This is a genomic window from Mycolicibacterium arabiense (genome assembly GCF_010731815.2).
GTDB lineage: Bacteria > Actinomycetota > Actinomycetes > Mycobacteriales > Mycobacteriaceae > Mycobacterium > Mycobacterium arabiense.
In genome coordinates this window covers 2770285-2794787 of record NZ_AP022593.1, presented here as the reverse complement: position 1 = coordinate 2794787, position 24503 = coordinate 2770285, and the positions used below count along the sequence as shown (strand labels likewise).

At 70.8% G+C, this 24503-nt stretch carries 27 protein-coding genes; 24 read left to right on the top strand and 3 right to left on the bottom strand.

The genetic code is table 11. The annotated features are described in order from the left end of the window. Nucleotides 1-21 precede the first annotated feature (21 nt). The 19 genes from hemC (at nt 22) to G6N61_RS15005 (ending at nt 15899) form a co-directional block, all read left to right on the top strand. Nucleotides 22-966: a hydroxymethylbilane synthase gene (gene hemC, locus G6N61_RS15095; RefSeq protein WP_163924843.1), complete on the top strand. Its 945-nt coding sequence runs from the start codon at nt 22-24 to the stop codon at nt 964-966. Continuing rightward, the gene (locus G6N61_RS15090) at nt 963-2609 is read left to right on the top strand and encodes a bifunctional uroporphyrinogen-III C-methyltransferase/uroporphyrinogen-III synthase (RefSeq protein ID WP_163919248.1); all 1647 of its coding nucleotides are present in this window, start codon (nt 963-965) and stop codon (nt 2607-2609) included. Before hemC ends, G6N61_RS15090 begins: the two co-directional genes overlap by 4 nt. A 15-nt stretch (nt 2610-2624) precedes the next feature. Next, nucleotides 2625-3605: a porphobilinogen synthase gene (gene hemB / locus G6N61_RS15085; RefSeq protein WP_163919247.1), complete on the top strand. Its 981-nt coding sequence runs from the start codon at nt 2625-2627 to the stop codon at nt 3603-3605. Then, on the top strand, nt 3602-4030 hold the full coding sequence (locus tag G6N61_RS15080) for a hypothetical protein (RefSeq protein WP_163919246.1): 429 nt from the start codon (nt 3602-3604) through the stop codon (nt 4028-4030). Before hemB ends, G6N61_RS15080 begins: the two co-directional genes overlap by 4 nt. 12 nt (nt 4031-4042) lie before the next feature. Then, nucleotides 4043-4429 (top strand): hypothetical protein, encoded by a 387-nt coding sequence (locus tag G6N61_RS15075; protein ID WP_163919245.1) that lies wholly within the window; start codon nt 4043-4045, stop codon nt 4427-4429. After that, complete coding sequence (locus G6N61_RS15070) at nt 4426-4890, top strand: transport-regulating membrane protein Mce1N (protein WP_163919244.1); 465 nt, start codon at nt 4426-4428, stop codon at nt 4888-4890. The genes G6N61_RS15075 and G6N61_RS15070 overlap by 4 nt, the downstream gene beginning before the upstream one ends. Continuing rightward, entirely contained in the window at nt 4887-5117 is a 231-nt protein-coding gene (locus G6N61_RS15065; protein ID WP_163919243.1) for a hypothetical protein, read from the top strand. Before G6N61_RS15070 ends, G6N61_RS15065 begins: the two co-directional genes overlap by 4 nt. A gap of 52 nt (nt 5118-5169) precedes the next feature. After that, nucleotides 5170-6048, top strand: a complete 879-nt coding sequence (locus G6N61_RS15060) for an oxygenase MpaB family protein (RefSeq protein WP_163919242.1) — start codon at nt 5170-5172, stop codon at nt 6046-6048. Then, nucleotides 6035-6625, top strand: coding sequence for a TetR/AcrR family transcriptional regulator (locus G6N61_RS15055; protein WP_163919241.1), 591 nt, complete (start codon nt 6035-6037; stop codon nt 6623-6625). Before G6N61_RS15060 ends, G6N61_RS15055 begins: the two co-directional genes overlap by 14 nt. A gap of 45 nt (nt 6626-6670) precedes the next feature. Beyond that, nucleotides 6671-6979, top strand: a complete 309-nt coding sequence (locus G6N61_RS15050; RefSeq protein ID WP_179973628.1) for a hypothetical protein — start codon at nt 6671-6673, stop codon at nt 6977-6979. A 56-nt stretch (nt 6980-7035) separates the two neighbouring features. Beyond that, nucleotides 7036-7491, top strand: a complete 456-nt coding sequence (locus G6N61_RS15045; protein ID WP_276078542.1) for a pyridoxamine 5'-phosphate oxidase family protein — start codon at nt 7036-7038, stop codon at nt 7489-7491. Then, nucleotides 7488-8855 (top strand): cytochrome P450, encoded by a 1368-nt coding sequence (locus G6N61_RS15040; RefSeq protein ID WP_235887554.1) that lies wholly within the window; start codon nt 7488-7490, stop codon nt 8853-8855. Before G6N61_RS15045 ends, G6N61_RS15040 begins: the two co-directional genes overlap by 4 nt. 65 nt (nt 8856-8920) lie before the next feature. Beyond that, a complete protein-coding gene (hemL, locus tag G6N61_RS15035) occupies nt 8921-10249 on the top strand; it encodes a glutamate-1-semialdehyde 2,1-aminomutase (protein ID WP_163919239.1) in 1329 nt (442 codons plus the stop codon). Beyond that, nucleotides 10246-10860 carry a histidine phosphatase family protein gene (locus G6N61_RS15030; protein WP_163919238.1) on the top strand — a complete coding sequence of 205 codons (615 nt, stop codon included), beginning with the start codon at nt 10246-10248 and terminating at the stop codon, nt 10858-10860. The genes hemL and G6N61_RS15030 overlap by 4 nt, the downstream gene beginning before the upstream one ends. Then, nucleotides 10860-11447 (top strand): TlpA disulfide reductase family protein, encoded by a 588-nt coding sequence (locus G6N61_RS15025; protein ID WP_235887553.1) that lies wholly within the window; start codon nt 10860-10862, stop codon nt 11445-11447. The genes G6N61_RS15030 and G6N61_RS15025 overlap by 1 nt, the downstream gene beginning before the upstream one ends. Nucleotides 11448-11502: 55 nt before the next feature. Then, the gene (locus tag G6N61_RS15020) at nt 11503-12267 is read left to right on the top strand and encodes a cytochrome c biogenesis CcdA family protein (protein ID WP_163924839.1); all 765 of its coding nucleotides are present in this window, start codon (nt 11503-11505) and stop codon (nt 12265-12267) included. A 47-nt stretch (nt 12268-12314) separates the two neighbouring features. Beyond that, a complete protein-coding gene (locus tag G6N61_RS15015) occupies nt 12315-13829 on the top strand; it encodes a cytochrome c biogenesis protein ResB (protein ID WP_163924840.1) in 1515 nt (504 codons plus the stop codon). Then, nucleotides 13826-14809 (top strand): c-type cytochrome biogenesis protein CcsB, encoded by a 984-nt coding sequence (ccsB, locus tag G6N61_RS15010; RefSeq protein ID WP_163919237.1) that lies wholly within the window; start codon nt 13826-13828, stop codon nt 14807-14809. The genes G6N61_RS15015 and ccsB overlap by 4 nt, the downstream gene beginning before the upstream one ends. A 1-nt stretch (nt 14810) precedes the next feature. Beyond that, entirely contained in the window at nt 14811-15899 is a 1089-nt protein-coding gene (locus G6N61_RS15005; RefSeq protein WP_163919236.1) for a MinD/ParA family ATP-binding protein, read from the top strand. Nucleotides 15900-15917: 18 nt separating this feature from the next. Here the strand turns inward: G6N61_RS15005 and G6N61_RS15000 are convergent, their stop codons facing one another. Further along, the gene (locus G6N61_RS15000) at nt 15918-16082 is read right to left on the bottom strand and encodes a hypothetical protein (protein ID WP_170314472.1); all 165 of its coding nucleotides are present in this window, start codon (nt 16080-16082) and stop codon (nt 15918-15920) included. 75 nt (nt 16083-16157) lie between these two features. On the opposite strand from G6N61_RS15000, the gene G6N61_RS14995 reads away from it, so the two are divergent. Together G6N61_RS14995 and G6N61_RS14990 are read left to right on the top strand one after the other, a co-directional pair. Continuing rightward, entirely contained in the window at nt 16158-16436 is a 279-nt protein-coding gene (locus G6N61_RS14995; RefSeq protein ID WP_163924838.1) for a DUF4229 domain-containing protein, read from the top strand. A 7-nt stretch (nt 16437-16443) separates the two neighbouring features. Then, entirely contained in the window at nt 16444-17514 is a 1071-nt protein-coding gene (locus G6N61_RS14990) for an aminotransferase class V-fold PLP-dependent enzyme (RefSeq protein ID WP_163919235.1), read from the top strand. Between the two features lie 7 nt (nt 17515-17521). On the opposite strand, the gene G6N61_RS14985 is transcribed toward G6N61_RS14990, so the two are convergent. Together G6N61_RS14985 and G6N61_RS14980 are read right to left on the bottom strand one after the other, a co-directional pair. Next, a complete protein-coding gene (locus G6N61_RS14985) occupies nt 17522-18391 on the bottom strand; it encodes a 1,4-dihydroxy-2-naphthoate polyprenyltransferase (RefSeq protein WP_163919234.1) in 870 nt (289 codons plus the stop codon). 28 nt (nt 18392-18419) lie between these two features. Next, entirely contained in the window at nt 18420-21404 is a 2985-nt protein-coding gene (locus G6N61_RS14980) for an arabinosyltransferase domain-containing protein (protein WP_163919233.1), read from the bottom strand. A gap of 126 nt (nt 21405-21530) precedes the next feature. Between G6N61_RS14980 and G6N61_RS14975 the strand changes: the two genes are divergently transcribed. From G6N61_RS14975 to G6N61_RS14965, 3 genes are read left to right on the top strand one after another with little or no spacing between them, the layout of a single operon-like run. Continuing rightward, complete coding sequence (locus G6N61_RS14975) at nt 21531-22307, top strand: S-methyl-5'-thioadenosine phosphorylase (RefSeq protein WP_163919232.1); 777 nt, start codon at nt 21531-21533, stop codon at nt 22305-22307. Further along, a complete protein-coding gene (locus tag G6N61_RS14970) occupies nt 22304-23335 on the top strand; it encodes an NAD-dependent epimerase/dehydratase family protein (RefSeq protein WP_163919231.1) in 1032 nt (343 codons plus the stop codon). The genes G6N61_RS14975 and G6N61_RS14970 overlap by 4 nt, the downstream gene beginning before the upstream one ends. Before the next feature lie 27 nt (nt 23336-23362). Beyond that, nucleotides 23363-24490 carry an NAD(P)H-dependent flavin oxidoreductase gene (locus G6N61_RS14965; protein WP_163919230.1) on the top strand — a complete coding sequence of 376 codons (1128 nt, stop codon included), beginning with the start codon at nt 23363-23365 and terminating at the stop codon, nt 24488-24490. The last annotated feature ends 13 nt before the right edge of the window (nt 24491-24503 follow it).

Here is a 24503-nt window from a genome sequence, read left to right as displayed (position 1 = left end):
TCCGCATCGAGCAACGACACGATCATCCGGATCGGCACCCGAGGCAGCCTGCTCGCCACTACACAGGCCGGGACCATCCGGGACGCTCTGATCGCCAGGGGGCACGCCGCCGAACTGGTCATCGTCTCCACCGACGGAGACCGCTCCAGCGCGCCCATCGCCGACATCGGCGTGGGCGTGTTCACCCAGGCCCTGCGCGAGGCGATCGCCGACAACCGGGTCGACATGGCGGTGCACTCGTACAAGGATTTGCCGACCGCCAACGACGAGCGCTTCGTGATCGCCGCGATACCCGTCCGCGAGGACGCCCGCGACGCCCTGGTGGCCCGCGACGGCATGGTGCTGGGGGAGTTGCCGCCCGGGTCCGTGATCGGCACGTCGAGCCCGCGGCGGACGGCGCAGCTTAGAGCACTGGGTCTCGGTTTGGAAATTCGCCCCCTACGAGGCAACCTAGACACCAGGTTGAACAGGGTTACTAACGGTGATCTCGACGGCGTCGTCGTCGCCCGTGCGGGTCTCGCCCGCATCGGTCGGCTCGACGCAGTCACCGAGACGATTGAGCCGGTGCAGATGTTGCCGGCGCCGGCTCAAGGTGCGCTTGCGGTGGAGTGTCGTGCGGGCGACGTCGAGTTGGCCGCGCTGCTCGGGCAGTTGGACGATCCCGACACGCGCGCCGCGGTCACCGCCGAGCGTGTCCTGCTCGCCGAACTGGAGGCGGGGTGCTCCGCGCCGGTGGGAGCGATCGCAGAAGTGGTCGAGTCCATCGACGAGGAGGGCAATGTCTTCGATGAGTTGTCGTTGCGCGGCTGCGTGGCGACGCTGGACGGATCCGACGTGATCCGTGCGTCCGGCATCGGGGCTCCCGATCGGGCACGAGAGCTAGGGCTCTCGGTGGCCGCGGAGTTGTTCGAGCTGGGTGCGCGAGATCTGTTGGCGGAGCGGACTGAAAGCGGGAGCGAAGGATGACCATCCGAGGGCGCAAGCTGAAGCCCGGCCGCATCACCTTCGTCGGTTCAGGCCCGGGTGACCCCGGCCTGCTGACGACGCGGGCACGCACAGTGCTCACCAATGCTGCGCTGGCCTTCACCGACCCAGACGTGCCCGAGGCGGTGCTGGCCCTGATCGGGTCGGACCTGCCTCCGGCATCGGGTCCCGAAGCGCCGGTGGACGACCCGGCGGGCGACACCGACGCCGTGCCGACCGGTGCAGGGCTGCCGAGTGGCGTGGACGTGCGTCCCGCGCTCGGAGACCCGGCCGAGGTCGCCAAGACCCTGGTCAACGAGGCTCGCACCGGCGTCGACGTGGTGCGACTGGTCGCGGGCGATCCGCTGTCGGTGGACGCCGTGCTGGCCGAGGTGACCGCGGTGGCGCGGACGCAGGCGAACTTCGAGATCGTGCCCGGGCTACCCGCCACGACGGCCGTGCCGACGTATGCCGGTCTGCCGCTGGGCTCTTCGCACACCGTCGCCGACGTGCGTGGCGACGTGGACTGGGCTGCGCTGGCCGCCGCCCCCGGCCCTCTGATCCTGCACGCCACGGCGTCGCACCTGCCGGAGGCCGCCCGCACGCTGATCGAGTACGGCCTGACCGACACCACGCCCTGCGTGGTCACCGCGAACGGCACCACGTGCCAGCAGCGTTCGGTCGAGACGTCGCTGTCGGGTCTGCTCGACAAGGCCACTCTCACGGGCAGTGAGCCTGCCGGACCGCTGGCAGGCCCGTTGGTGGCGACGATCGGCAAGACCGTCGCCAACCGCGCGAAGCTGAACTGGTGGGAGAGCCGGGCGCTGTACGGCTGGACCGTGCTCGTCCCGCGCACCAAGGACCAGGCCGGCGAGATGAGCGATCGCCTCGTCGGCCACGGCGCGCTGCCGATCGAGGTGCCGACCATCGCCGTCGAGCCGCCGCGCAGCCCCGCCCAGATGGAGCGTGCGGTCAAGGGTCTGGTCGACGGCCGGTTCCAGTGGGTCGTGTTCACCTCCACCAATGCCGTTCGCGCCGTGTGGGAGAAGTTCAACGAATTCGGTCTGGACGCGCGGGCCTTCTCCGGCGTCAAGATCGCGTGCGTTGGACAGGCCACCGCCGACCGGGTGCGCGCGTTCGGGATCAATCCGGAGCTGGTGCCCTCGGGTGAGCAGTCCTCGCTGGGCCTGCTCGACGAGTTCCCGCCGTACGACGACATCTTCGACCCGGTGAACCGGGTGCTGCTGCCTCGTGCCGACATCGCCACCGAGACGCTGGCCGAGGGTCTGCGCGACCGCGGCTGGGAGATCGAGGACGTCACGGCCTACCGCACGGTGCGTGCCGCACCGCCGCCGGCCCAGACCCGCGAGATGATCAAGACCGGTGGCTTCGACGCGGTGTGCTTCACGTCGAGTTCGACGGTGCGCAATCTCGTCGGCATCGCGGGCAAGCCGCACGCCCGGACGATCGTGGCGTGCATCGGGCCCAAGACCGCCGAGACCGCAGCGGAATTCGGCCTCCGCGTCGACGTGCAGCCCGAGACGGCGGCCGTGGGCCCGCTGGTCGAGGCGCTCGCCGAGCACGCAGCGCGGCTGCGGGCCGAGGGTGCACTGCCGCCTCCGCGCAAGAAGAGCCGTCGCCGGTAGATCCGGTAGACCTCAGTGGCCTTTCCCCGTCACCGTCCCCGGCGGCTGCGCAGCACCCCGGCCATGCGCCGGCTGGTGGCCCAGACGTCGCTGGAGCCACGGCATCTGGTGCTGCCGATGTTCGTCGCCGACGGCATCGGCGAACCGCGCGCCATCGCGTCGATGCCCGGCGTCGTGCAGCACACCCGCGAATCGCTGCGGCGCGCCGCCACCGATGCGGTGGCGGCGGGCGTCGGCGGACTGATGCTCTTCGGCGTGCCGCGGGACGAGGACAAGGACGCACTCGGGTCGGTCGGCATCGCGGAGGACGGCATCCTCAACGTCGCGCTGCGGGACCTGTCGGCCGAGGTCGGTGACGCCACGGTGTTGATGGCCGACACCTGCCTCGACGAGTTCACCGACCACGGCCACTGCGGCGTCCTCGACGTCGAGGGGCGGGTGGACAACGACGCCACCAACGATCGGTACGTCGCTCTCGCTGTAGCGCAAGCCAATTCGGGTGCCCACGTGGTCGGCCCCAGCGGCATGATGGACGGCCAGGTGGCCGCGATCCGCGATGGACTCGACGCCGCGGGCCACACCGACGTCGTGATCCTGGCCTACGCCGCGAAGTTCGCGTCCGGCTTCTACGGCCCGTTCCGCGAGGCGGTGGCGTCGAGCCTGGCGGGGGACCGGCGCACCTATCAGCAGAACCCGGGCAACGCGCGCGAGGCCCTGCACGAGGTGGAACTCGACATCGACGAGGGCGCCGACATCATCATGGTGAAGCCGGCGATGGCGTACCTCGACGTGCTCCGCGCGGCCGCCGACACATCGCCGGTTCCCGTTGCCGCGTATCAGGTGTCGGGCGAGTACTCAATGATCAGCGCCGCCGCCGCGAACGGCTGGGTAGACCTGCCCACCGTGGCGCTGGAGACGTTGATCAGCATCCGGCGCGCGGGGGCCGACATCGTGCTGACCTACTGGGCGGCCGAGGCCGCCACCTGGCTGGCGTGAACCCGACCGAACCCACCGACCAGACCCCGGGCGGCCCACCCGAGGACGTGGTGACCGGCTTCTGGTTGTGGGCGGTTGCGCTGCCGCTGATGACGGCGGGCTACGTCATCGACCAGGTCACCGCACCCACGCGAGCGATGAGCGGGATCGTCGACGCCTTCGCGGGCTTCGTCGCGGTCGTGGTGCTGGTGCTGGTGTCCACGCTGCTGCTGTTGATGCGCGCACGGTACCGGTGGGCGCGTACCGTCCTGACCGGTGGCGGCGCCGCGTCGGTGGTCTACGTGGTCGGCAACCTGTTCGGCAGCGAACGGTCCGCGGTCGCCGCGTCGGCGTATGCGGTGTGCGTGATCCTCGGCGCCGTGCTGATTGCGGGAGGCATCTACCTGTTGCACCGCAAGGACGCTCACGGGTTCTTCACCCGATAGGCTGGCCCGACCATGCCCGACACCCCTGCGCAGCGCCCGCGCATCGTGGACACCGCGTTCTGGTGCTGGGTGACCGCAGCCGTCCTGATCGCCGCGTTGGGCATGCTGACGCTGAGCCAGGGAGGCGCGCCCCTGGTGATCGTCACCGGCGTCCTGCTGATCGCGGCAGGCCTCGCGCAGGGTTACCTCGCGGGCCGGGCTCGTCGGGGTGAGGCCCGGTTCGCCAGCGCGGGCGTCGGTCTGGCCATGGCGTCGGTCGCGTTCATGGCGCTGCTGCTGCTGCTCGGCGCGGGCATCGCGGTGATCGCGATCGTCGGCGTCTCGATGATCCTGTTGATCACCGGTGCCCTGCTGCTGCGCCGCGAACCGGTCCGCGAGTGGTTCGGAGCCAAGACGTGACCGCCACCGACCAGCAGGTGCTGTTCCGCGAGCCCGGCGCCACGTGGTGGTGGGCCGCGGCCGGGCCCGCATCGGGCGGCGCCATGCTGCTGATCCAGGTCTGGGCCGGGTACGGCATCGACCTGCTGGTGCCGTTCGTGTTCTTCGTCCTGGTCACCGGCTTCCTGTCGATCCAGGTGAAGGCGGCTCGCATTCACACCTCGGTCGAGCTGACCCCGGAGTACCTGCGCCAAGGCGCCGAGACCATCCGGATCGCCGAGATCGTCAGGATCTACCCGGAGGCCTCCGGGTCGGAGGTCGAGAAGTGGCAGTCGGCGCGCGCGATCGGCGAACTGACCGGCGTGCCCAGGGGCCGCACGGGCATCGGATTGAAGTTGTCGAACGCCAGGACCGCGCAGGCGTGGGCACGCAAGCACCGACAGCTGCGGGCCGCACTCGAGTCGCTGGTGGACGAGTCGTGAGGGTGCGCGCGATCGTCGAACTCGTTGTCGCCGTGCTCGCGGCGGTGGGATGCGTGGCGTGCTGGATCGCCGCCCGTTCGAACCAATTGGCGCCGCCGGTCGCGGCCAACGAGCCGCTGCGGACCATCGACGCCTACGACCCCTCGCTGATCACGCTGTCGCTGGTCCTGGCCACGGTCGCCGGGGTCCTCGCCGTGGTCGGGGTGGCTCGCGCGCGCGGTCGGTGACCCTGCTCACACCAGCATTGGTACAAAGTACGGAATCTGTAACACTGTTCCGATGACCGAACTCGCCGAGAATGGACGCCGCGCCGACGCGTCGCCCGCCGCGCACGACGACGCACTGCCGCTGGGTCCCGATTCGCTGGTGTGGAAGTACTTCGGCGACAACCGGATGTACCTGATCGGACCCCGGCCCGCCGTGCTGCAGAACATGCTCGCCGAGCTGGGCCAGGGCGTCCTGGATCACTCGGTCTTCTTCGACGACACCGCCGCGCGGGTCAAGCGCTCCATCCCCCCGATCATGACGACGGTCTACGGCAGCGACGACGACCATCCCGGTACGCAGGTGCGCGACTTCCACCGGGACATCAAGGGGGACATGCCGAGTGGCGACAGGTACCACGCACTCGACCCCGAGACGTACTTCTGGGCGCACGCCACGTTCGTCGAGCAGGTGCTGTACTTCGCCGACACGTTCGTCAAGCGTCTGACCGACGCCGAGAAGGAACGGATCTACCTTGAGTCGAAGACGTGGTACCGCCGCTACGGCGTCAGCGACCGGCCCATGCCCGCCGACTACGCCGGCTTCGTCGAGTACTGGGACCGGATGATGAACGAGATCGTCGTCGCGCATCAGACGGCCCGGTACGGCGTCGGCTACGTCACCAAGGGATTCCCCAAGCCCAAGGGCGTCGCACCGCTGGTGTGGCGCGTCGTCGCGCCGCTGTTCAACCCCGTCGCGGCGTTCCTCACCACCGGCGGACTGCCGCCACGGGCCCGTGACCTGCTCGAGCTGCCGTGGACCGACCGACAGGAGAAGGCGTACCAGGCGTTCGCCGCGCTGTGGCGCTCCGCGCCGGTGAACTGGGTGTGGAACCGGCTGCCGATGAAGGTGCGCTACAACACCTACGCGCAGACCGGCTATGGCCGGGTCTGACGCGACGGAGCTGATCCTCGACGCCGCCCTCGTCGAGTTCGAGCGGCACGGCTTTCGGCGGGTGGCCCTCGACGACGTGGCGCGCCGCGCCGGGGTCAGCAGGACCACGATCTACCGCCGGTTCGCCAACCGCGACGAACTCGTGGGCGCCGTCATCGAGCGCGAGAACGTGGCGCTGTTCGCCGACATCGCGCAGGAGCTGAGCCAGGCCGGACCGCAGTCGAACTACTACGTCGAGGCCTTCACGAGCGCGATCCTGCGGTTCCGCGGTCACCGGGTGCTCAACCGGATGATGACCGAGGAGCCCGCGCTGGTGCTCGACCTGGCGCGCCAGCACTACCCGGCGGCCATCGAGCGGATGGCCGAGGCGCTGCGGGTGATCTTCCCGCCCGGCTTTGCCGACCGGGTGGGTGCCGACGTGGTCGACGACCTCGCCGACACGATCCTGCGGTACGCGGCCATGGCGCTGTTGCTGCCGACCGCCGAGCGCCTCGACACCCCCGACCAGATCCGCGAGTTCGCTGCGCGGCACTTCCTGCCCAGCCTGCCTCTCGCACTGAGAGGTGCCCGGGTCTGACCGGCGCACTGTTTCGTAGATCACAGTTTTGGGCAGCCAGTGGTCATGACGGACCAGGACACGAGCGACAAGAGCGAGCAGGACGCCGACGGCCAGGAGAAGCAGCTGACCGAGAAACCCGAGGTCACCGATGAGCATCGCGAGGCTGCCAAGGAGATGGCGCGCAGCCAGGACGACACCCGGGAGACGCGCGTGATGCCGGGCACCAGCAACACCGTCACGGGTACAGCGGTCGCCGATTGGCTGGACGACGACGGCAACCCGAAGTACGGCGAGGTCGCCGAAGGCGGGATCAAGCGTGAGGACGTGATGGGCGGCGAGCAGAACGCCAGGGGTCACGAAGCGGACGAGTAGCCCCCTAGGCTTGGGGCGTGAACTCGCTCGTTCGAGTCGCGCCTGCGTTCCGCGACATGGCACATTCCATCGTGTGGGCGTCGGTCGCGACCGTCGACCCCGACGGCAGGCCGCGCACCCGCATCCTGCATCCCATCTGGGAGTGGGACGGAACCGACCTGACGGGCTGGATCGCCACCGTGCCGACGCCGATCAAGCGGGCCCACCTCGATGCCCATCCCGAGATGTCGGTGAGCTACTGGGCGCCCACGCACGACACCTGCAGCGCCGACTGCGCCGCGCAGTGGCACACCGACGACGAGACCCGAAAGGCCGTGTGGGACAAGTTCCTTCACGGTCCCGAGCCCGTGGGCTACGACCCGAGGATCATCCCGATGTGGGCGGACGGACCCACGACCGAGCAGTTCGCGGTCCTGCGCCTGCGGCCGTACCGACTGCGAGTAATGGCGGGCACCGTGATGACCAAGGCCGAGGGCGAGCCGCTGGTGTGGCGCGAGAGGGAGACCGCGTGACCGATCCGGCCGCGCTGCCGCTGGTGCCGCGCAACCCGCTGCCCTACCGCGAGCTGATCAAGGCGGTCCGCAACCTCGACTCCGGCCAGGAGGTCATCCGCGCCGCGGGCGGCCGCATCACGCGCGTTGCGATCGGACCCAAGTGGCTGGTGCCGCCGCTGGTGTCGGTGATGTCGCCGAGCGCGGTGCGCGACGTCCTCGGCCGCAGCGACGCCTTCTCCGAACGCTGCATCGTGCACGAGGAAGTACGCCACATGGCGGGCGACAGTTTGTTCGTGCTGCCCAACGAGCAGTGGCGGCCCCGCCGCCGCGCGCTGCAGCCGGTGTTCACCAGGCCGCACGTGAAGGCCTTTGGCGGCCACATGTCGCGTGCCGCTCAGGTCTTCGTCGACGAGTGGCGATCCCGCGGTGCCGCCACCACTGCCGGTGCCGACATCGACCTCGATCTGGCCTGCCGCAGGATCACCATGCAGTCGCTCGGCCGATCGGTGCTGGGGATCGACCTCAACGAACGTGCCGACGAGATCGCGGCGCACATGCACGTCGCCTCGTCCTATACCGCCGACCGCGCGCTGCGGCCGTTCCGCGCGCCGCGCTGGTTGCCCACCCCGGCACGCCGGCGCGCCCGCATCGCGGTGGCCGCGATGCGCAAGGTCACCGACGACATCCTGGCGGCGTGCCGCGCGGACCCGAGCCGGGACGCCCCGCTCGTCCACGCCCTGATCGCCGCGACCGACCCCGAGACCGGGCGCCCGATCTCCGACGACGACATCTCCAACGACCTGCTGATCTTCATGCTGGCAGGCCACGACACCACGGCGACCGCGCTGACGTATGCGCTGTGGTCTCTGGGTCACCACCAGGACGTGCAGGACCGCGTCGCCGCCGAGGCCGCTGCACTCGGCGACCGCGAGATCACGTCGGCCGACGTCGGCCGGCTCGGCTACACCGTGCAGGTGCTGCGTGAAGCGCTGCGGCTGTGCCCGCCCGCCGCCGGTGTCGGACGGCTGGCCACGCGCGACATCGAGGTCGACGGCTACCGGGTGGAGAAGGGCACGCTCGTCGCCGTCGGGATCTACGCCCTGCACCGCGACCCCGAAGTCTGGGACGACCCGCTGACCTTCGACCCGGACCGCTTCACTCCCGAGCGGATGAAGAAGCGCAACCGCTGGCAGTTCATCCCGTTCGCCGGCGGTGCGAGGTCCTGCATCGGGGAGCACTTCGCGATGCTCGAGACCACGCTCGCGCTCGCGACCATCGTCCGCGCGGTCCGGGTGCACTCGCTCGACGCCGAGTTCCCCGTCGACGTGCCGTTCACCACCGTGGCGAAGGGGCCGATCCGGGCGCGCGTGCAGCCCCGGTAGGCGACGTGTGCAGGCCCACTACACCCTGTAGTTGACGCTGCAGGGCCGACTGGGAGACTGGAGTCATGCCAGTTAGCGACCGGACGGCCAAGCGATCCACCGAGGTATCGGCGCGCCTGTTCGCCGAGGCCGCCGCCGTCATCCCGGGCGGGGTCAACTCGCCGGTGCGGGCGTTCAACTCCGTCGGCGGCACCCCGCGCTTCATCACCTCGGCCAAGGGCTACCGGCTCACCGACGCCGACGGCAACGAGTACGTCGACCTGGTCAACTCCTGGGGTCCCGCGCTGCTCGGGCACGCGCACCCCGAGGTCGTCGAGGCGGTCCGGCGGGTGGCGGTGGACGGTCTGTCCTTCGGTGCGCCGACACCGGCGGAGACCGCACTCGCCACGGAGATCATCGAGCGGGTGGCGCCGGTCGAGCGCATCCGCCTGGTGAACTCGGGCACCGAGGCGACCATGAGCGCGATCCGGCTGGCGCGTGGCTTCACGGGCCGGCCGAAGATCGTCAAGTTCTCCGGCTGCTACCACGGGCACAGCGACGCCCTGCTGGCCGACGCGGGCTCGGGTGTGGCGACGCTGGGCCTGCCGTCCTCACCGGGTGTCACCGGCGCTGCGACCGTCGACACCATCGTGCTGCCCTACAACGACGTCGCCGCCGTCGAAGCCGCGTTCGCCGAGTTCGGCGATCAGATCGCATGCGTCATCAGCGAGGCCGCGGCGGGCAACATGGGCACCGTCGCCCCGCTGCCGGGCTACAACGCCGAACTGCGCCGCATCACCGACGCCCACGGCGCCCTGCTGATCCTCGACGAGGTGATGACGGGTTTCCGGGTCAGCCGCGCGGGCTGGTTCGGCATCGACGGCGTCGCCGCGGACCTGCTGACGTTCGGCAAGGTGATGAGCGGTGGGCTGCCCGCCGCGGCATTCGGTGGCCGCGCCGACGTGATGGAGCGGCTCGCACCGATCGGCCCCGTGTACCAGGCGGGCACGCTGTCGGGTAACCCCGTCGCGATGGCCGCCGGGCTCGCCACGCTGCGCGCCGCCGACGATGCCGTCTACGCCAGGGTCGACGCCAACGCCGACCGGCTGTCGGGCATGGTGAGCGACGCGCTCACCGAAGCCTCGGTGGCACACCGCATCTCGCGCGCGGCCAACATGTTCAGCGTGTTCTTCTCCGATGCCCCGGTCACCGACTTCGCATCGGCCAAGGCGACCGACACGTGGCGGTTCCCTGCGTTCTTCCATGCCCTGCTCGACGCGGGCGTGTACCCGCCGTGCAGCGCGTTCGAGACGTGGTTCTGCTCGGCGGCCCTCGACGACGAGGCGTTCGAGCGCATCGGCGCGGCCCTGCCTGCCGCGGCGCGCGCCGCAGCAGAAGCAGAGCAGCCCGCATGAGCGACATCACGACGGTGCACGTGATGCGCCACGGCGAGGTGCACAACCCCGAGCAGGTGCTCTACGGCCGACTGCCCGACTACCACCTGTCGGACCGGGGCCGGCGCCAGGCGCAGTCCGCCGCAGACTGGTTGGCGCGCAACGACGTCGTGTACGTGGTCGCCTCGCCGCTGGAGCGTGCGCAGGAGACCGCCGCGCCGATCGCGGCCGCGCACGGTCTGCCCATCGACACCGACGCCGACCTCATCGAGTCGTGGAACCAGTTCGAGGGTGAGAAGGTGGCGCCCGGTGACGGCGCGCTGCGCGACCCGCGGAACTGGCTCAAGCTGCGCAACCCGCGCAGGCCGTCGTGGGGCGAACCGTACGAGGAGATCGCGCCGCGCATGATGGCCGCGCTGCACCGCGCCAGGGCACGCGCTGTCGGTCACGAGGCGGTGTGCGTCAGCCACCAGTTGCCGGTCGAGACGCTGCGACGGGCGATGACGGGCCGCAAGCTGCCGCATCTTCCGTTGCCGCACAGCAGGTTGTGCAACCTCGCGTCGATCACGTCGTTCACGTTCGCCGGTGACGAGCTGGTCCGCTGGGGCTACACGGAGCCCTGGGGACTCTAGTGAGACGTCTGCTCGCGTGTGTGGTGGCGCTGTCGGCGGTGCTGCTCAGCGGATGCTCCACCGGGGACGACGCCGTCGCGCAGGGCGGGACGTTCGAGTTCGTGGCGCCCGGCGGCAAGACCGACATCGTCTACGACCCGCCGGAAGCGCGCGGCAAGCCGGGTTCGATCAAGGGCCCGGAGCTGCGGGACCCGGCGAAGACCGTGTCCCTTCAAGACTTCGAGGACCAGGTCGTGGTGATCAACGTCTGGGGGCAGTGGTGCGGTCCGTGCCGGTCGGAGATGCCGGAGCTGCAAAAGGTGTACGACGCGACCAAGGCCAAGGGCGTGGCGTTCCTCGGCATCGACGTCCGCGACAACAACCGCGACGCCGCCGTCGACTTCGTCGTCGACCGCAAGATCACCTTCCCGTCCATCTACGACCCCGCGATGCGGACGATGATCGCGTTCGGCGGCAAGTACCCGACGACGGTGATCCCGTCGACGATCGTGCTGGACCGCCAGCACCGGGTCGCCGCGGTGTTCCTACGCGAACTGCTCGCCGAGGACCTGCGGCCCGTCGTCGAGCGGCTGGCGGCCGAGAAGTGAAGTCCCAGCCGCAGTGACCGTTCTCGCCGCCACCTTCGACCAGGTCGACCAGTTGATGGCGACCGGGCCGTTGGCGTTGGCGCTGGCGGTCAGTGCGCTCGCCGGGCTGGTGTCGTTCGCGTCGCCGTGCGTGGTGCCGCTGGTGCCCGGCTACCTGTCCTACCTCGCGGCGATCGTCGGCGTGGAGGACGAGCCGGGCGGCGGCCCGAGCACGAACACCGCGGTGCGCACCGCGCGGCTGCGGGTCGCCGGCGCGACGACACTGTTCGTGGCGGGCTTCACCGTGGTGTTCGTGCTCGGCACGGTGGCCGTGCTCGGCATGACGACTACGCTGATCGCGAACGAGGTTCTGCTGCAACGCATCGGCGGCGTGGTGACGATCGTGATGGGCCTGGTGTTCATCGGCTTCGTCCCCGCGCTGCAGCGTGACACCCGGTTCACCCCGAAGCGGGTGTCGACGCTGGCCGGGGCGCCGCTGCTCGGTGCGGTGTTCGGGCTGGGCTGGACCCCGTGCCTGGGTCCGACGCTGGCAGCGGTGATCGCGATGGCCTCGGCGACCGAGGGCGCCAACGTCGCCCGCGGCGTGACGCTGGTGATCGCGTACTGCCTGGGTCTCGGCATCCCGTTCGTGGCGTTGGCCTTCGGCTCGGCGCGGGCGATGCGCGGGCTGGGCTGGCTGCGCAGGCACACCCGGACCATTCAGCTCTTCGGCGGCGCGCTGCTGATCCTCGTCGGCCTCGCGCTGGTGACGGGGCTGTGGGCCGAGTTCGTGTCCTGGGTGCGCGACGCGTTCGTCAGTGACGTCAGGTTGCCGCTGTGAGACGCGTCTTCGCGCTGATCCGCAACACGTGGCGGACGCTCACCTCGATGGGCACCGCGCTCGTGCTGCTGTTCCTGCTGGCGCTGGCCGCGATCCCGGGCGCGCTGTTGCCGCAACGCTCGCTGAACCAGGGCAAGGTCGACGAGTACCTCGCCGAACACCCGACGATCGGACCGTGGCTGGACCGACTGCAGGCGTTCGACGTATTCGCCAGCTTCTGGTTCACCTCGATCTACGTGCTGCTGTTCGTGTCGCTGGTCGGGTGCCTCACGCCCCGACTCGCCGAGCACGTCCGCAGCCTGCGGGCCACGCCGGTGGCGGCTCCGCGCAACCTGGGCAGGCTGCCCAAGCACCACCGCGCCGACGTACCCGGTGAGCCCGCGACCGTCGTGGCCGAGGTGGAACGCAACCTGAAGGGCTGGCGGCGCACCACCCGCACCGATGGCGACGTCACCGAGATCTCTGCCGAGAAGGGCTATCTGCGCGAGTTCGGCAACATCGTCTTCCACTTCTCGCTACTCGGACTGCTCGTCGCGATCGCCGTCGGCAAGCTGTTCGGGTACGAGGGCAACGTGATCGTCATCGCCAACGGCGGGCCCGGATTCTGCTCGGCGTCGCCTGCGGCGTTCGACTCGTTCCGCGCGGGCAACACCGTGGACGGCACGTCGCTGAATCCGATCTGCTTGCGCGTCAACGACTTCGACGCCGACTACCTGCCCAGCGGTCAGGCCCTGTCGTTCGCCGCGAACGTCGAGTACCAGGCGGGCGAGGACTTGAACTCCGACACCTGGCGGCAGTACCGGCTGGAGGTCAACCACCCGTTGCGCCTCGGCGGCGACCGCATCTACCTGCAGGGCCACGGTTACGCGCCGACGTTCACCGTGACGTTCCCGGACGGCCAGACCCGCACCCAAACCGTGCAGTGGCGGCCCGACGAGGCACTGACGTTGCTGTCGTCGGGAGTCATGCGGTTCGACCCGCCCGGCGGCACCTACCCCGACGACCGCGAGCGGCGCCGCAACCAGATCGCCATCCAGGGCCTGTTCGCGCCGACTCAGCAGCTGGACGGGACGCTGCTGTCGTCGAGCTTCCCCGCGCTCAACGACCCCGCGGTGGCCATCGACGTGTACCGCGGTGACACCGGCCTCGACACCGGAAGGCCGCAGTCGATCTTCTCGCTCGACCCGCGCCTGATCGGCCAGGAGCGGCTGAAGAAGGAAGCGCGCGTCAACCTCGCCGAGGGGGAGTCGACCCGGCTGGCCGACGGCACGGTGATCCGCTTCGACAGCGCCGAGCCGTTCATCAACCTGCAGGTCTCCCACGATCCGGCGCAGGTGTGGGTGCTGGTGTGGTCGATGACGATGATGGCCGGTCTGCTGGTGTCGCTGTTGGTGCGCCGACGGCGCGTGTGGGTTCGGATCACGCCTACTGGGGCGGGTACCGTTGGCGTCGAGCTGGGCGGCCTCGCACGCACCGACAACTCCGGCTGGGGCGACGAGTTCGAGAAGCTGACCGAACGGCTGCTGCCGGGGTCGCAAGACAAGCAAGGCGGGATCGCGTGAACACATACGACATCGACATAGGCCTGGCCCGCTACTCGGACTGGGCGTTCACGACGTCCGTCGTCGTGCTGGTCGCCGCGCTGCTGCTGCTGGCCGTCGAACTGGCCTACAGCCGGAGCCGCAAGGTCGAGGCCCGCGAGCTGGTCACCTCCGGCGGCGGCGCCGTGACCGCCGACAGCGCCCGGCCCGGCGTCGTGACCGACGCGCCGCGGCGTCCGGTCGACGAGAGAATCGGCCGCGCCGGTCTCGCGCTGGCCTACGTCGGCATCGCGATGCTGTTCGTCTGCATCGTGCTGCGCGGCTTCGCCACCTCGCGCGTGCCGTGGGGCAACATGTACGAGTTCATCAACCTGACCTGCTTCTGCGGGCTGGTGGCGGCCGCGGTCGTGCTGCGCCGCCCGCAGTTCCGCGCGCTGTGGGTGTTCGTGCTCGCGCCGGTGCTGATCCTGCTGACGGTGTCGGGCAAGTGGCTCTACACCCACGCCGCCCCGGTGATGCCCGCGCTGCAGTCGTACTGGCTGCCGATCCACGTGTCGGTGGTCAGCCTGGGATCCGGGGTGTTCCTCGTCGCAGGCGTGGCCAGCATCCTGTTCCTGGTCAAGATGTCGAAGCTCAACGACCCGGGCCGCGATGGCGTCATGGCGACCATCGTGTCGCGCCTGCCCGACGCCCAGACCCTCGATCGCATCGCCTATCGCACGACGATCTTCGCGTTCCCGATCTTCGGGTTCGGCGTGATCTTCGGCGCGATCTGGGCCGAGGAGGCGTGGGGCCGGTACTGGGGCTGGGATCCCAAGGAGACGGTCTCGTTCATCGCCTGGGTCGTCTACGCCGCGTACCTGCACGCCCGGTCGACCGCAGGCTGGCGCGACAAGAAGGCCGCGTGGATCAACGTCGTGGGCTTCGTGGCCATGGTGTTCAACCTGTTCTTCATCAACCTGGTGACCGTCGGGTTGCACTCGTACGCAGGGGTCGGCTGAGTTGAGCTTTCGGGCCCAGGGCCGGTTCGTCGACCCGTCGGAGACCGTGCCACCCGAGTGGACTGCACCGACGCCGCCGCACGGCATACCCGTCGCCCCGCTGCGGGCCGCGGCCGCCCAACCCGCGCCACCGGCCACCGAGCCCGCGCTGCCCGCGCCGTACCTCGACCCGACGACCGTCGCGCTGCTCGGCCGGCCCAAGCAACAGCCGCCCAACGGCTGGCGCCGCTGGGTCTACCTGGGCACCGGCACGCTCGTCAACGTCGGCGAGGGGCCGAACGAGCTTCGGCGCAGGACGCTCACCGCGCAGGTGGACCGGCCGCTGCGCGGGTGCTACCGGATCGCACTGCTGTCGCTCAAGGGCGGTGTCGGCAAGACCACCGTCACCGCGACGCTCGGCGCGACGTTCGCGTCGATCCGGGGTGATCGGGTCATCGCCGTCGACGCCAACCCCGACCGCGGCACGCTGAGCCAGAAGGTTCCGCTGGAGACGCCGTCGACGGTGCGCCACCTGCTGCGCGACGCCGAGGGCATCACCAGCTACAGCGACGTCCGGCGCTACACCTCCCAGGGGCCGAGCCGCCTCGAGGTGCTGGCGTCGGAGAGCGACCCCGCGGTGTCGGAGGCCTACAGCTCGGCGGACTACCAGCGCACGCTCGAAGTGCTGGAGCGCTACTACAGCCTGGTGCTGACCGACTGCGGTACCGGCATGCTGCACTCGGCGATGTCGGCGGTGCTGGACAAGGCCGACGTGCTGATCATCGTCAGCTCGGGCGCGGTCGACGGTGCCCGCAGTGCGTCGGCGACGCTGGACTGGCTCGATGCCCACGGCTACCAAGATCTGGTGCGCAACTCCATCGTGGTGGTCAACGCGGTCCGCGGACGCCGGGGCAGGGGCGGTACCCGCGTCGACATGGAGAAGGTGGTGGACCACTTCGCCCGGCGTTGCCGGGCGGTCCAGACGCTGCCATTCGACCCGCATCTGGAAGAGGGCGCAGAGGTCGACCTGGAACGGCTGCGGGCAGAAACCCGCGAGGCGCTGGTCGAGTTGGCGGCCACGGTTGCCGGCGGATTTCCCCCGGCTGGCTGAACCCCGCGCCGCACCCGCTCAGGTGCGGCTGTCGGGGTCCGGATGGTTGAGCCTGCGAAGGAAGTCCGGGTCGTCGTCCGGGCCCACGATCTTCGGCCTCGGGGCACTGGCGGATGCGCGCATCAACCGCCACGCCGCGTACGCCAAACCCGCCAGAATGAGGACGAGGAGTAAATACTGCACGAAAACCTCCTTGCCACCAGCATACGCGTCGTCGGTAGTGTCAGACCCGTGTCTGATGGTCGGCCCGGATCCCGAATGCTGCTCGACGTGGTGGCTTACGCCGCCGCACGCCTCGTGCTCGTGGCAGTGCTCACGGGGGTGATCTACGCGGCCGGCAGCCTGGTGGTCGACCAGTTCCCGCTCGTCGTCGCGCTGCTGTTTGCGATCGTCGTCGCACTGCCCCTTGGCATCTGGGCCTTCGCGCCGTTGCGCCGCCGGGCCACGGCCAGCATCGCGGCGTTCGACGAACGCCGTCGCACCGAACGGGAACAGCTGCGCGCCCGGCTGCGCGGCGACGACTCCACCTCGGGGTGACGAGTTGATGACGTCCGGCAGCCCTGCCGCCCGCCACGCCTTCGGTGCCGAGTTCCCCGGCGCGGTCGGCTTTCTGAATTCGCCGACCTACGGGCTGCCGCCCACGTTCCTGACCGACGAGCTGTCCGAGCATCTGAGGCAATGGCAGGCGGGCACCATGGCGCCGCCGTCGTTCGACGAGCACGTACTGCGCGGGCGGACGGCGTATGCGGCGCTCACTGGAACCCGGACCGAGTCGGTGGCGATGGGCGGCAGCGTCTCGGCACTGCTCGCACTGGTGGCCGCGGCGGTCCCGGATGGCAGCCGGGTCGCGACGCTGGCCGGCGAATTCACCAGCACCACCTTTCCGTTCGCCGCGCACGTGGGCCGCGGCGTCACCGTCACCGAACTGCCGCCGGAAGAGTTGCTGGACGCGGCCGACGCCTACGACGTCGTGACGGTCAGCCTGGTGCAGTCCGCGAGCGGCGCCGTCCTCGACGCCGAGGCGCTGCGCTCGCGCCTGGCGGGCACCGACGTGCTGTCGGTGGTCGACGTGACCCAGGCCGTCGGCTGGAAGCGGCTGGATCTGGGGTGGGCCGACGTCACGGTCGGAGCGGTCTACAAGTGGCTGCTGGCGCCGCGCGGCACCGCGTGGATGTCTCTGAGCGACAGGGTGGCCGACGCGATGACACCACTGGCGGCCAACTGGTACGCCGGTGAGCACCCGTGGTCGACGATCTACGGGCTGCCGCTGCGGTTGGCGGGCGACGCGCGCCGGTTCGACGCGTCACCGGCGTGGTTCGGGGCGCTCGGATCGGGGTTGACGTTGCCGTGGCTCGCCTCGCTGGACGCCGCCGCGGTCGAGGCGCACTGCGTCGGGCTGGCCAACCGGTTGCGGGCCGAGCTGTCCCTGCCACCGTCGGCGCCGGGCTGCGAGTCGGCCATCGTGTCGATCCCCGCGGGCGTCTCGGCCGACGCGGCGGAGCTACTGGCCGGCGCAGGCATCCGCGCCGCGGTGCGGGCGGGTGCGGTGCGAGTGGGCTTCCACCTCTACAACACCGCGGACGACCTGGACCGGTTGGTCGACGCGCTGGGCTAGCCCGGCGTCAGCCGAAGGCGAGCGCCGCGGCCACCGCGACCGACCACACCAGCATCGTGAGCCCGGTGTCGCGCAGCACGGGGATGAGGTCGCGGCCGCCGAGGCCCTTGCGCACGGGGGCCGAAGCTCGCACGGCCAGCGGCAGCGCCAGCAGCCCGGCCGCACACCACGGCGTCGCGAGCACCAGCACCAGTGCCGCCACGACGGGGACGGCCAGCAGCACGTGGAACAGCACGCGGGTGCGGGGGTCGCCGAGCCGCACGGCCAGGGTGATCTTCCCGGACTCCCGGTCGGTCGGGATGTCGCGCAGGTTGTTGGCGACCAGCACGGCCGACGACAGCGAGCCGACGGCCACCGCGGCCGCGGCGCCGACCCAGTCGATCCGCAGCGCCTGGGTGTACTGGGTGCCGAGCACCGCGACCAGGCCGAAGAACACGAACACCGCGACCTCACCCAGCCCGAGGTATCCGTACGGCTTGGAGCCACCGGTGTAGAGCCAGGCGCCCGCGATGCAGGCGGCACCCACGGCGATCAGCCACGGCTGGCTGACGATGGCCAGCGCGAGGCCTGCTGCGGCGCCGATGCCGAGGCTGACGAGCGCGGCGGTCAGCACCGCGCGGGGTGACGCCACCTTCGACCCGACCAGGCGCAGCGGGCCCGCGCGCACGTCGTCGGTGCCGCGGATGCCGTCGGAGTAGTCGTTGGCGTAGTTGACGCCGACGATCAGCGCCAGCGACACGACCAGCGCCAGCAGCGCCTTCCACCACACGGCCTCGCCGAGCCAAGCCGCCGCGCCCGTGCCCGCTATCACCGGGGCCACCGCATTCGGCAGCGTCCTGGGGCGGGCGCCTTCGATCCACTGCCCGACGGTCGCCATGCGCGACATCGTGCCACGCCGGGCGTCGTCACCTCTCCGGCTGCACCGCCGGGACGCCGTGAATCCCGGGCACCAGGCGTCGTGTGACGGCGTGGGAGTAGTCGTCGACGGCGGTGGTATCGGGCGGCAAAAGCAGGCCGCCCCAGTCGACCTCGGGTCGGCCGCGCAGCCGCGTCGGCATCTCGTGCAGGTCGTCGAAGGCGACGAGTCCGGCGAAGCTGCCGCCGATGTCGGCCTTCCGGTCGTCGGCGGAGTACGGCCGCGGCGACTCGATCACCGCCCGCGGTGTCTGGACGACGCCCGCGACGATGGTGGGCGCGTCGCGCACGCACGGGAAGAGGAACGCCTGCGGCCAGCTGACGAGCACTGGGCCGCGGGTGTCGAGGAAGCGGTTCAGCGGCACCACTGATCGCAGTCGCGGGCCCGTCACCGCAAGCCAGCCCAGGGCGTCGGTGCGGCCGTCGTCAGCGCGGATCCTGACGCGGTCGGCGCCTGCGGGGACGTCAGGTGCGTCGATGCCGATCGACCGCCACAGCGGTTCGGCCGAATCCTCGTCGGATGCGGGCCGGTCGGCGGGGGAGCGCTCACCCAGCGGCGTCACGTCGGCGCCGTCGGCGCGGCCGAAGTCGAAGACCAGTCGGTTGCCGTCGTCGGTGCGGCCCGCCACCGACACGGCCAGGCCACCGTCGGCGGCGAGTGCGGGCACCGCGAACCAGCGGCTCGTCAGCGACGCCCGGCCGGGGTCGGGTTCGGCCCAGCTGCCCCAGAGGAATTCCGACGTGCCCACGCCGGGCGGGTCGGGAGGCGCGGCGTCGGGTGGGTAGCCGTCGGCACGGACGAAGCCGTCGAGTTGGTCGGCGTCGGCGTCGCGGTCGGGGTCGGTGTCGGGGGCGGCGCGCAGCACCGGACCGTCGGGCAGCACCTCCACGTCGTCGGCAAGGCCGCACACCCGCTCCCCGGTGAGCCGACCGATGTTAGCCCTCGCGAGCGAGCCCTCCGGCCGCCGCAGCGGCGCGGCAACGAAGGAGCCCAGCATGACGGCCACCGACGTAGCAAGGGCGACGACGACGAGTGCCGCGGGCGCTTCCGTTACCCGCCCGCTGGCTAGTAATACCAGCGCCGCGCCGGCGATTATCAGCCACACCAGTGAAATACCCTGCGGCGCAGGAGATTCCGTCGGCCACGGCACGTCGTAGACCGCGGGGACCCACCATGCGTTGGGTCCGGCGAACGACACCACCGCAGCCCACGTCAGGAGCGCGGAGCCGAATGCCGCGGCCACGACGGTACGGCGGTCCGGCGTCCGCGCCCGCCGCGCGACGAGCACCACCGCGACCACCAGCAGCGCGGCGAACGGTCCTGCCGCCGCGCCCAGGTGGTACGACCACTTCGACGGGGCCAGCGAGAACAGTGCCAGCGTCAGCAGCACGACCGCGGCGAGGCGGGCCGCCGCCCGCGCCACGAAGTCCGGACGTCGCCACCGCAACACCAGGACTACGAGAACCATTGCGACGGTAAGCAGTACGGCCGCCCGCTTGGCGAAGCTGCCCTGCTGATCGGACTGGAGTAGGTACGCGTAGCGATCGGGCTCCTCATACCACGGAAGCGCCGGCCCGTAGAACGTATGCCAGTCGGTGGCGGTGATCAGCGCGTCCGACGTCTGGTCGCCGAAGACGAGCACCACGGACACCGCGGCCACCGACGCGAGCGTCAGCACGTAAGCCGCGGCCCACGATCGCGATGCCGCACCCGACCGCAGCGCCGCCCACAGCGTCGGGGCGAACACCACCACCGGCGCGACCACCAGCGCGCCGTTGGGGCTGATCGGCACGACGAGCGCGGCCGACAGGATCACCAGTCCGACGTCACGAGGCGAACGAGCACGCATCGCCAGCGCGAGAACGGCGGTGACGCCGAGGGCGACGTAGGACTCCGGCCGCGTGCCGAGGTTGAACGGCAGCCACGTGGCGAGCAGGCACAGCGCCGCGAGCAGTCGTCCACGGACCGTTGCCGACCGCACCGGCAGCGCCGCGCCGAGGACGCCGCGGCTGAGCACGAACCACGTGGCGATCGCCAGCGCGGTGCTCGGCAGCCGCAGCCACAGCGGTGCGACGCTGACAGTCGTCAGCCCCGACAGCAGTTCCTGGCTGAATGCGAACGGCACCTCGGCGGCGTTCCACCAGCGGTAGTAGTTGCCCGGATTGCCGGTGGCGGCGACGTTGCGGGCGATCATCGTGGCCCAGCCGTCGTCGACCGCGAGCGGTCCGATCACCGCCCAGCCGGCGAGAACGCCGACCACCCCGGCGTCGACCCACCACACGCGGCGCGGTCGCCACCTGGGTCGTCTCGAAGGCCGCCGCGACGGCGATCCCGGCAGAAGGACCAGGCTCCCCGTCGCGGCCAGCAGCGCCACCACGATAAGCGCCCACTTCAGCGGCGACGGCGAAGTCGTGAACCGGTCGATCGTCGACAGCGTCACGGTCAGGCCCGCGGCATCGGCCTCGTCGAGTGCGGTCTGGAAGCCGAACACCCGGGGCACGGGTGCGCTGGCCAGCGTCACGGTCCGGCCGTCGGCGGTGTCGACGGCCATGCCGTCGGGCGTCGACCGGATGACGGTGCGGCAGTCACCGGGCGGGACCGGGACGGTGACGCGCTGGTCGCCGACGATCGCGGCCGCGCCGGCGGCGTCGGCGGTAACGAGGACGCCACCGCCGCCGGTGTCGAGCACCGTCGGCGCGTTCCGGTCGGCTGCGGCGCGCAGCGCCGAGCACGGGACGACGGCGGTCACGCTCGCCGGCCGGTACGGGACGATCATCGCGGTGCTCGACGCGGTCTCCCGCGTCGGGTTCGACGTGGCTGCCCGGTCCGGGTCCGGCCACGTCAGCGTGCTCGACGCCACCCACACCGGCGCGAACGGCAGCGCCAGCGCGGCCAGCACGCCCACCAGCCCGACGATCAGTGCAGGCCACGGGCTCTGGGCGGAACGGTCGGGTCTCGTTTGTATCGTCGTCACGTCCCCTCGAGGCTGTCACCCGTAGGCCGCGTCGTGCACGGCAAGCGTGCGAAGTCACCCCGGCGTCAGAAAGTCGGCCGACGGGTATGGGCGATGATGGAGCTGAATCGACGTGAGGAGCAGTGCATGCTGGGTGTGATTGGTGGCAGCGGTTTCTACTCCTTCTTTGGAGAGGACGCCCGTAGCGTCAACCTCGACACCCCTTACGGACCGCCGAGCGCACCGCTCACGGTCGGCACGGTTGGCGAGCATGAGGTGGCGTTCCTGCCGCGTCACGGCGCCAACCACGAATTCTCGCCGCACACCGTCCCGTACCGCGCCAACATGTGGGCGCTGCGGGCGCTGGGCGTGCGGCGGGTGTTCGGTCCCTGCGCGGTCGGCAGCCTCAAGGCCGAACTCGGACCCGGCTCGATGGTGGTACCCGATCAGCTCGTCGACCGCACCAGCGCCCGCGCCGACACCTACTTCGACTCCGGCGGCATCCACGTGGGCTTCGCCGATCCGTACTGTCCGACGCTGCGGAGCGCGGTGACGGGCCTGCCCGACGTCGTCGACGGCGGTACCATGGTCGTCATCCAGGGCCCGCGCTTCTCCACTCGCGCTGAGAGCCGCTGGTTCGCGAGTGAGGGCTTCTCTCTGGTCAACATGACCGGCTACCCGGAGTCTGTCCTCGCGAGAGAACTCGAGATGTGTTATGCCGCAATCGCATTGGTGACTGACCTGGACGCGGGTATCGAGACCGGCGCGGGCGTGACCGCGGTCCACGTCTTCGCCGAGTTCGAGAAGAACCTGGTGCCGTTCAAGCAGTTGGTGCACGAGGCGATCGCCCAGGTCGACGTCGAGAACGCGTGCACGCACTGCTCGCCGCACGCGGGCGTCCACTTGCCGATCGAGCTGCCATGAGGGTCTTGCTCACCGGCGCAGCCGGTTTCATCGGATCGCGCATCCGCGCAGCGCTCACCGACAAGGGCCACGAGGTCGTCGCCGTCGACGTGATGCTCGACGCCGCCCACGGTGCCGGGGCGAGCGCACCCGACGGCGTGCTCGACGTCGACGTGCGCGACGGCGCCGCGCTGGCGGCGGTGTTGCCCGGCGTCGACGTCGTCTGCCACCAGGCAGCGGTGGTCGGTGCGGGCGTCGACGCGTCGGACGCCCCGTCGTACGGCAGCCACAACGACTACGGCACCACGGTCCTGCTGGCCGAGATGTTCGCCGCGGGCTGCCGCAAACTGGTGCTTGCGTCTTCGATGGTGGTCTACGGTCAGGGCCGCTACGAGTGCGCCGAGCACGGCACCGTCGACCCGCTACCGCGGGAGCGCGCGGCGCTCGACGCCGGTGACTTCGAGCACCGCTGCCCCTTGGGCGGTGAGTCGCTGCAGTGGCGGCTGGTCGACGAGTCGGCCGCGATGCGGCCGCGCAGCCTGTATGCGGCCAGCAAGGTCGCCCAGGAGCACTACGCGCTGGCGTGGGCCGAGGCGACCGGTGGCTCGGTGGTCGCGCTGCGCTACCACAATGTCTACGGCCCGCACATGCCGCGCGACACCCCGTACTCCGGGGTCGCGGCGATCTTCCGCTCGGCGATCGAACGGGGCGAGCCGCCAAGGGTTTTCGAGGACGGCGGTCAGATGCGCGACTTCGTCCACGTCGACGACGTGGCGGCGGCCAACGTCGCCGCGGTCTCCGACGGTGCGGGCGGGTTCGCGGCGTTCAACGTCTGTTCGGGCAAGCCGATCGCCATCCGCGACGTCGCGGCACGGCTGTGCGAGGTCCGCGACGGGGAGCCGCCGGTGGTCACCGGGCAGTACCGCAGCGGCGACGTCCGCCACATCGTCGCCGACCCGGCGCGGGCGGCCGAGGTGCTCGGTTTCCGTGCGGCGGTCGATCCGCGCGACGGCCTTGCGGACTTCGCGTTTGCGCCTTTGCGCGGCTGAGCCGTACGGCATGCGCATACTGACGGTGTGAAACTCGACATCTGTCAACAATTCGGCATCGACTTTCCGCTGTTCGCGTTCAGCCATTGCCGCGACGTCGTCGCCGCGGTCACCAACGCCGGCGGTTTCGGCGTGCTCGGTGCGACGGCGTACACGCCCGAGCAGCTCGACCGGGAACTGTCCTGGATCGACGATCACGTACACGGCAAGCCCTACGGCGCGGACATCATCGTGCCCGCGAAGTTCGAGGGCAAGGGCGAGAAGCTGTCGAAGGGCGACCTGGCCGGCCGCATCCCGGTCGAGCACAAGGAGTTCGTCGCCGGCCTGCTCGCTGAGCACGGCATCGAGCCGGAGGCCTCGCCGCGGATCGGCGGCACGATGCTCTCGGGTGACACCGGTCCCGAGCTGCTCGAGGTCGCGATGAGCCACCCGATCAAGCTGATCGCCAACGCGCTCGGCGTCCCCCCGGACTACATGCTCGAGGCGGGCCGGGAGCGCGGCGTTCCGGTGGCCGCGCTGGTCGGCGCCAAGGAGCACGCGCTCAAGCAGGCGGCGGCCGGGGTCGATCTGATCGTGGCCCAGGGCACCGAGGCAGGCGGACACTGCGGTGAGGTCAGCACGCTGGTGCTGATCCCCGAGGTGCTCGACGCACTCGAGGCCAACGGCAGCGACATCCCCGTCCTCGCGGCGGGTGGCATCGTCACCGGACGGCAGATGGCCGCGGCCGTGGCGATGGGCGCCTCCGGTGCGTGGACGGGTTCGGTGTGGCTGACCACCGAGGAGGCCGAGACCGCGCCGCACACCGTTCAGAAGATGCTCGCCGCGACCTCCCGTGACACCGTGCGGTCGGCGGGCCGTACGGGCAAGCCGTCGCGACAACTGGTCTCGGACTGGACTAACGCGTGGCTGCCCAACGACGAGGGCCGCAAGCCCCTGCCGTTGCCGCTGCAGTCGATGCTCAGCGAGCCCGTGTTGCGCCGCGTCGACGCGCTCGCCGAGCAGGGTCACCAGGGCGCCCAAGCGCTCGCGACGTACTTCGTCGGTCAGGGCGTCGGGATGATGAACAAGGTGAAGCCCGCGCGCGAGGTCGTCGCCGACTTCATCGAGGACTACCTCGCGGCCGCCGAGCGGCTGGGGCGCTCGCTGCCGGAGTGACCCTGGGGCCGGG

Coding starts and splice junctions, on each gene's coding strand:
- G6N61_RS15090 (WP_163919248.1), top strand. CDS start 963: ATGACCATCCGAGGGCGCAAGCTGAAGCCCGGCCGCATCACCTTCGTC.
- G6N61_RS14970 (WP_163919231.1), top strand. CDS start 22,304: ATGAGGGTCTTGCTCACCGGCGCAGCCGGTTTCATCGGATCGCGCATC.
- G6N61_RS15055 (WP_163919241.1), top strand. CDS start 6,035: ATGGCCGGGTCTGACGCGACGGAGCTGATCCTCGACGCCGCCCTCGTC.
- G6N61_RS15075 (WP_163919245.1), top strand. CDS start 4,043: ATGCCCGACACCCCTGCGCAGCGCCCGCGCATCGTGGACACCGCGTTC.
- G6N61_RS15045 (WP_276078542.1), top strand. CDS start 7,036: ATGGCACATTCCATCGTGTGGGCGTCGGTCGCGACCGTCGACCCCGAC.
- G6N61_RS14990 (WP_163919235.1), top strand. CDS start 16,444: ATGACGTCCGGCAGCCCTGCCGCCCGCCACGCCTTCGGTGCCGAGTTC.
- G6N61_RS14975 (WP_163919232.1), top strand. CDS start 21,531: ATGCTGGGTGTGATTGGTGGCAGCGGTTTCTACTCCTTCTTTGGAGAG.
- G6N61_RS14985 (WP_163919234.1), bottom strand. CDS start 18,391: ATGGCGACCGTCGGGCAGTGGATCGAAGGCGCCCGCCCCAGGACGCTG.
- hemL (WP_163919239.1), top strand. CDS start 8,921: ATGCCAGTTAGCGACCGGACGGCCAAGCGATCCACCGAGGTATCGGCG.
- G6N61_RS15030 (WP_163919238.1), top strand. CDS start 10,246: ATGAGCGACATCACGACGGTGCACGTGATGCGCCACGGCGAGGTGCAC.
- G6N61_RS14995 (WP_163924838.1), top strand. CDS start 16,158: ATGCTGCTCGACGTGGTGGCTTACGCCGCCGCACGCCTCGTGCTCGTG.
- G6N61_RS15015 (WP_163924840.1), top strand. CDS start 12,315: ATGGGCACCGCGCTCGTGCTGCTGTTCCTGCTGGCGCTGGCCGCGATC.
- G6N61_RS15060 (WP_163919242.1), top strand. CDS start 5,170: ATGACCGAACTCGCCGAGAATGGACGCCGCGCCGACGCGTCGCCCGCC.
- G6N61_RS15050 (WP_179973628.1), top strand. CDS start 6,671: ATGACGGACCAGGACACGAGCGACAAGAGCGAGCAGGACGCCGACGGC.
- G6N61_RS15020 (WP_163924839.1), top strand. CDS start 11,503: ATGGCGACCGGGCCGTTGGCGTTGGCGCTGGCGGTCAGTGCGCTCGCC.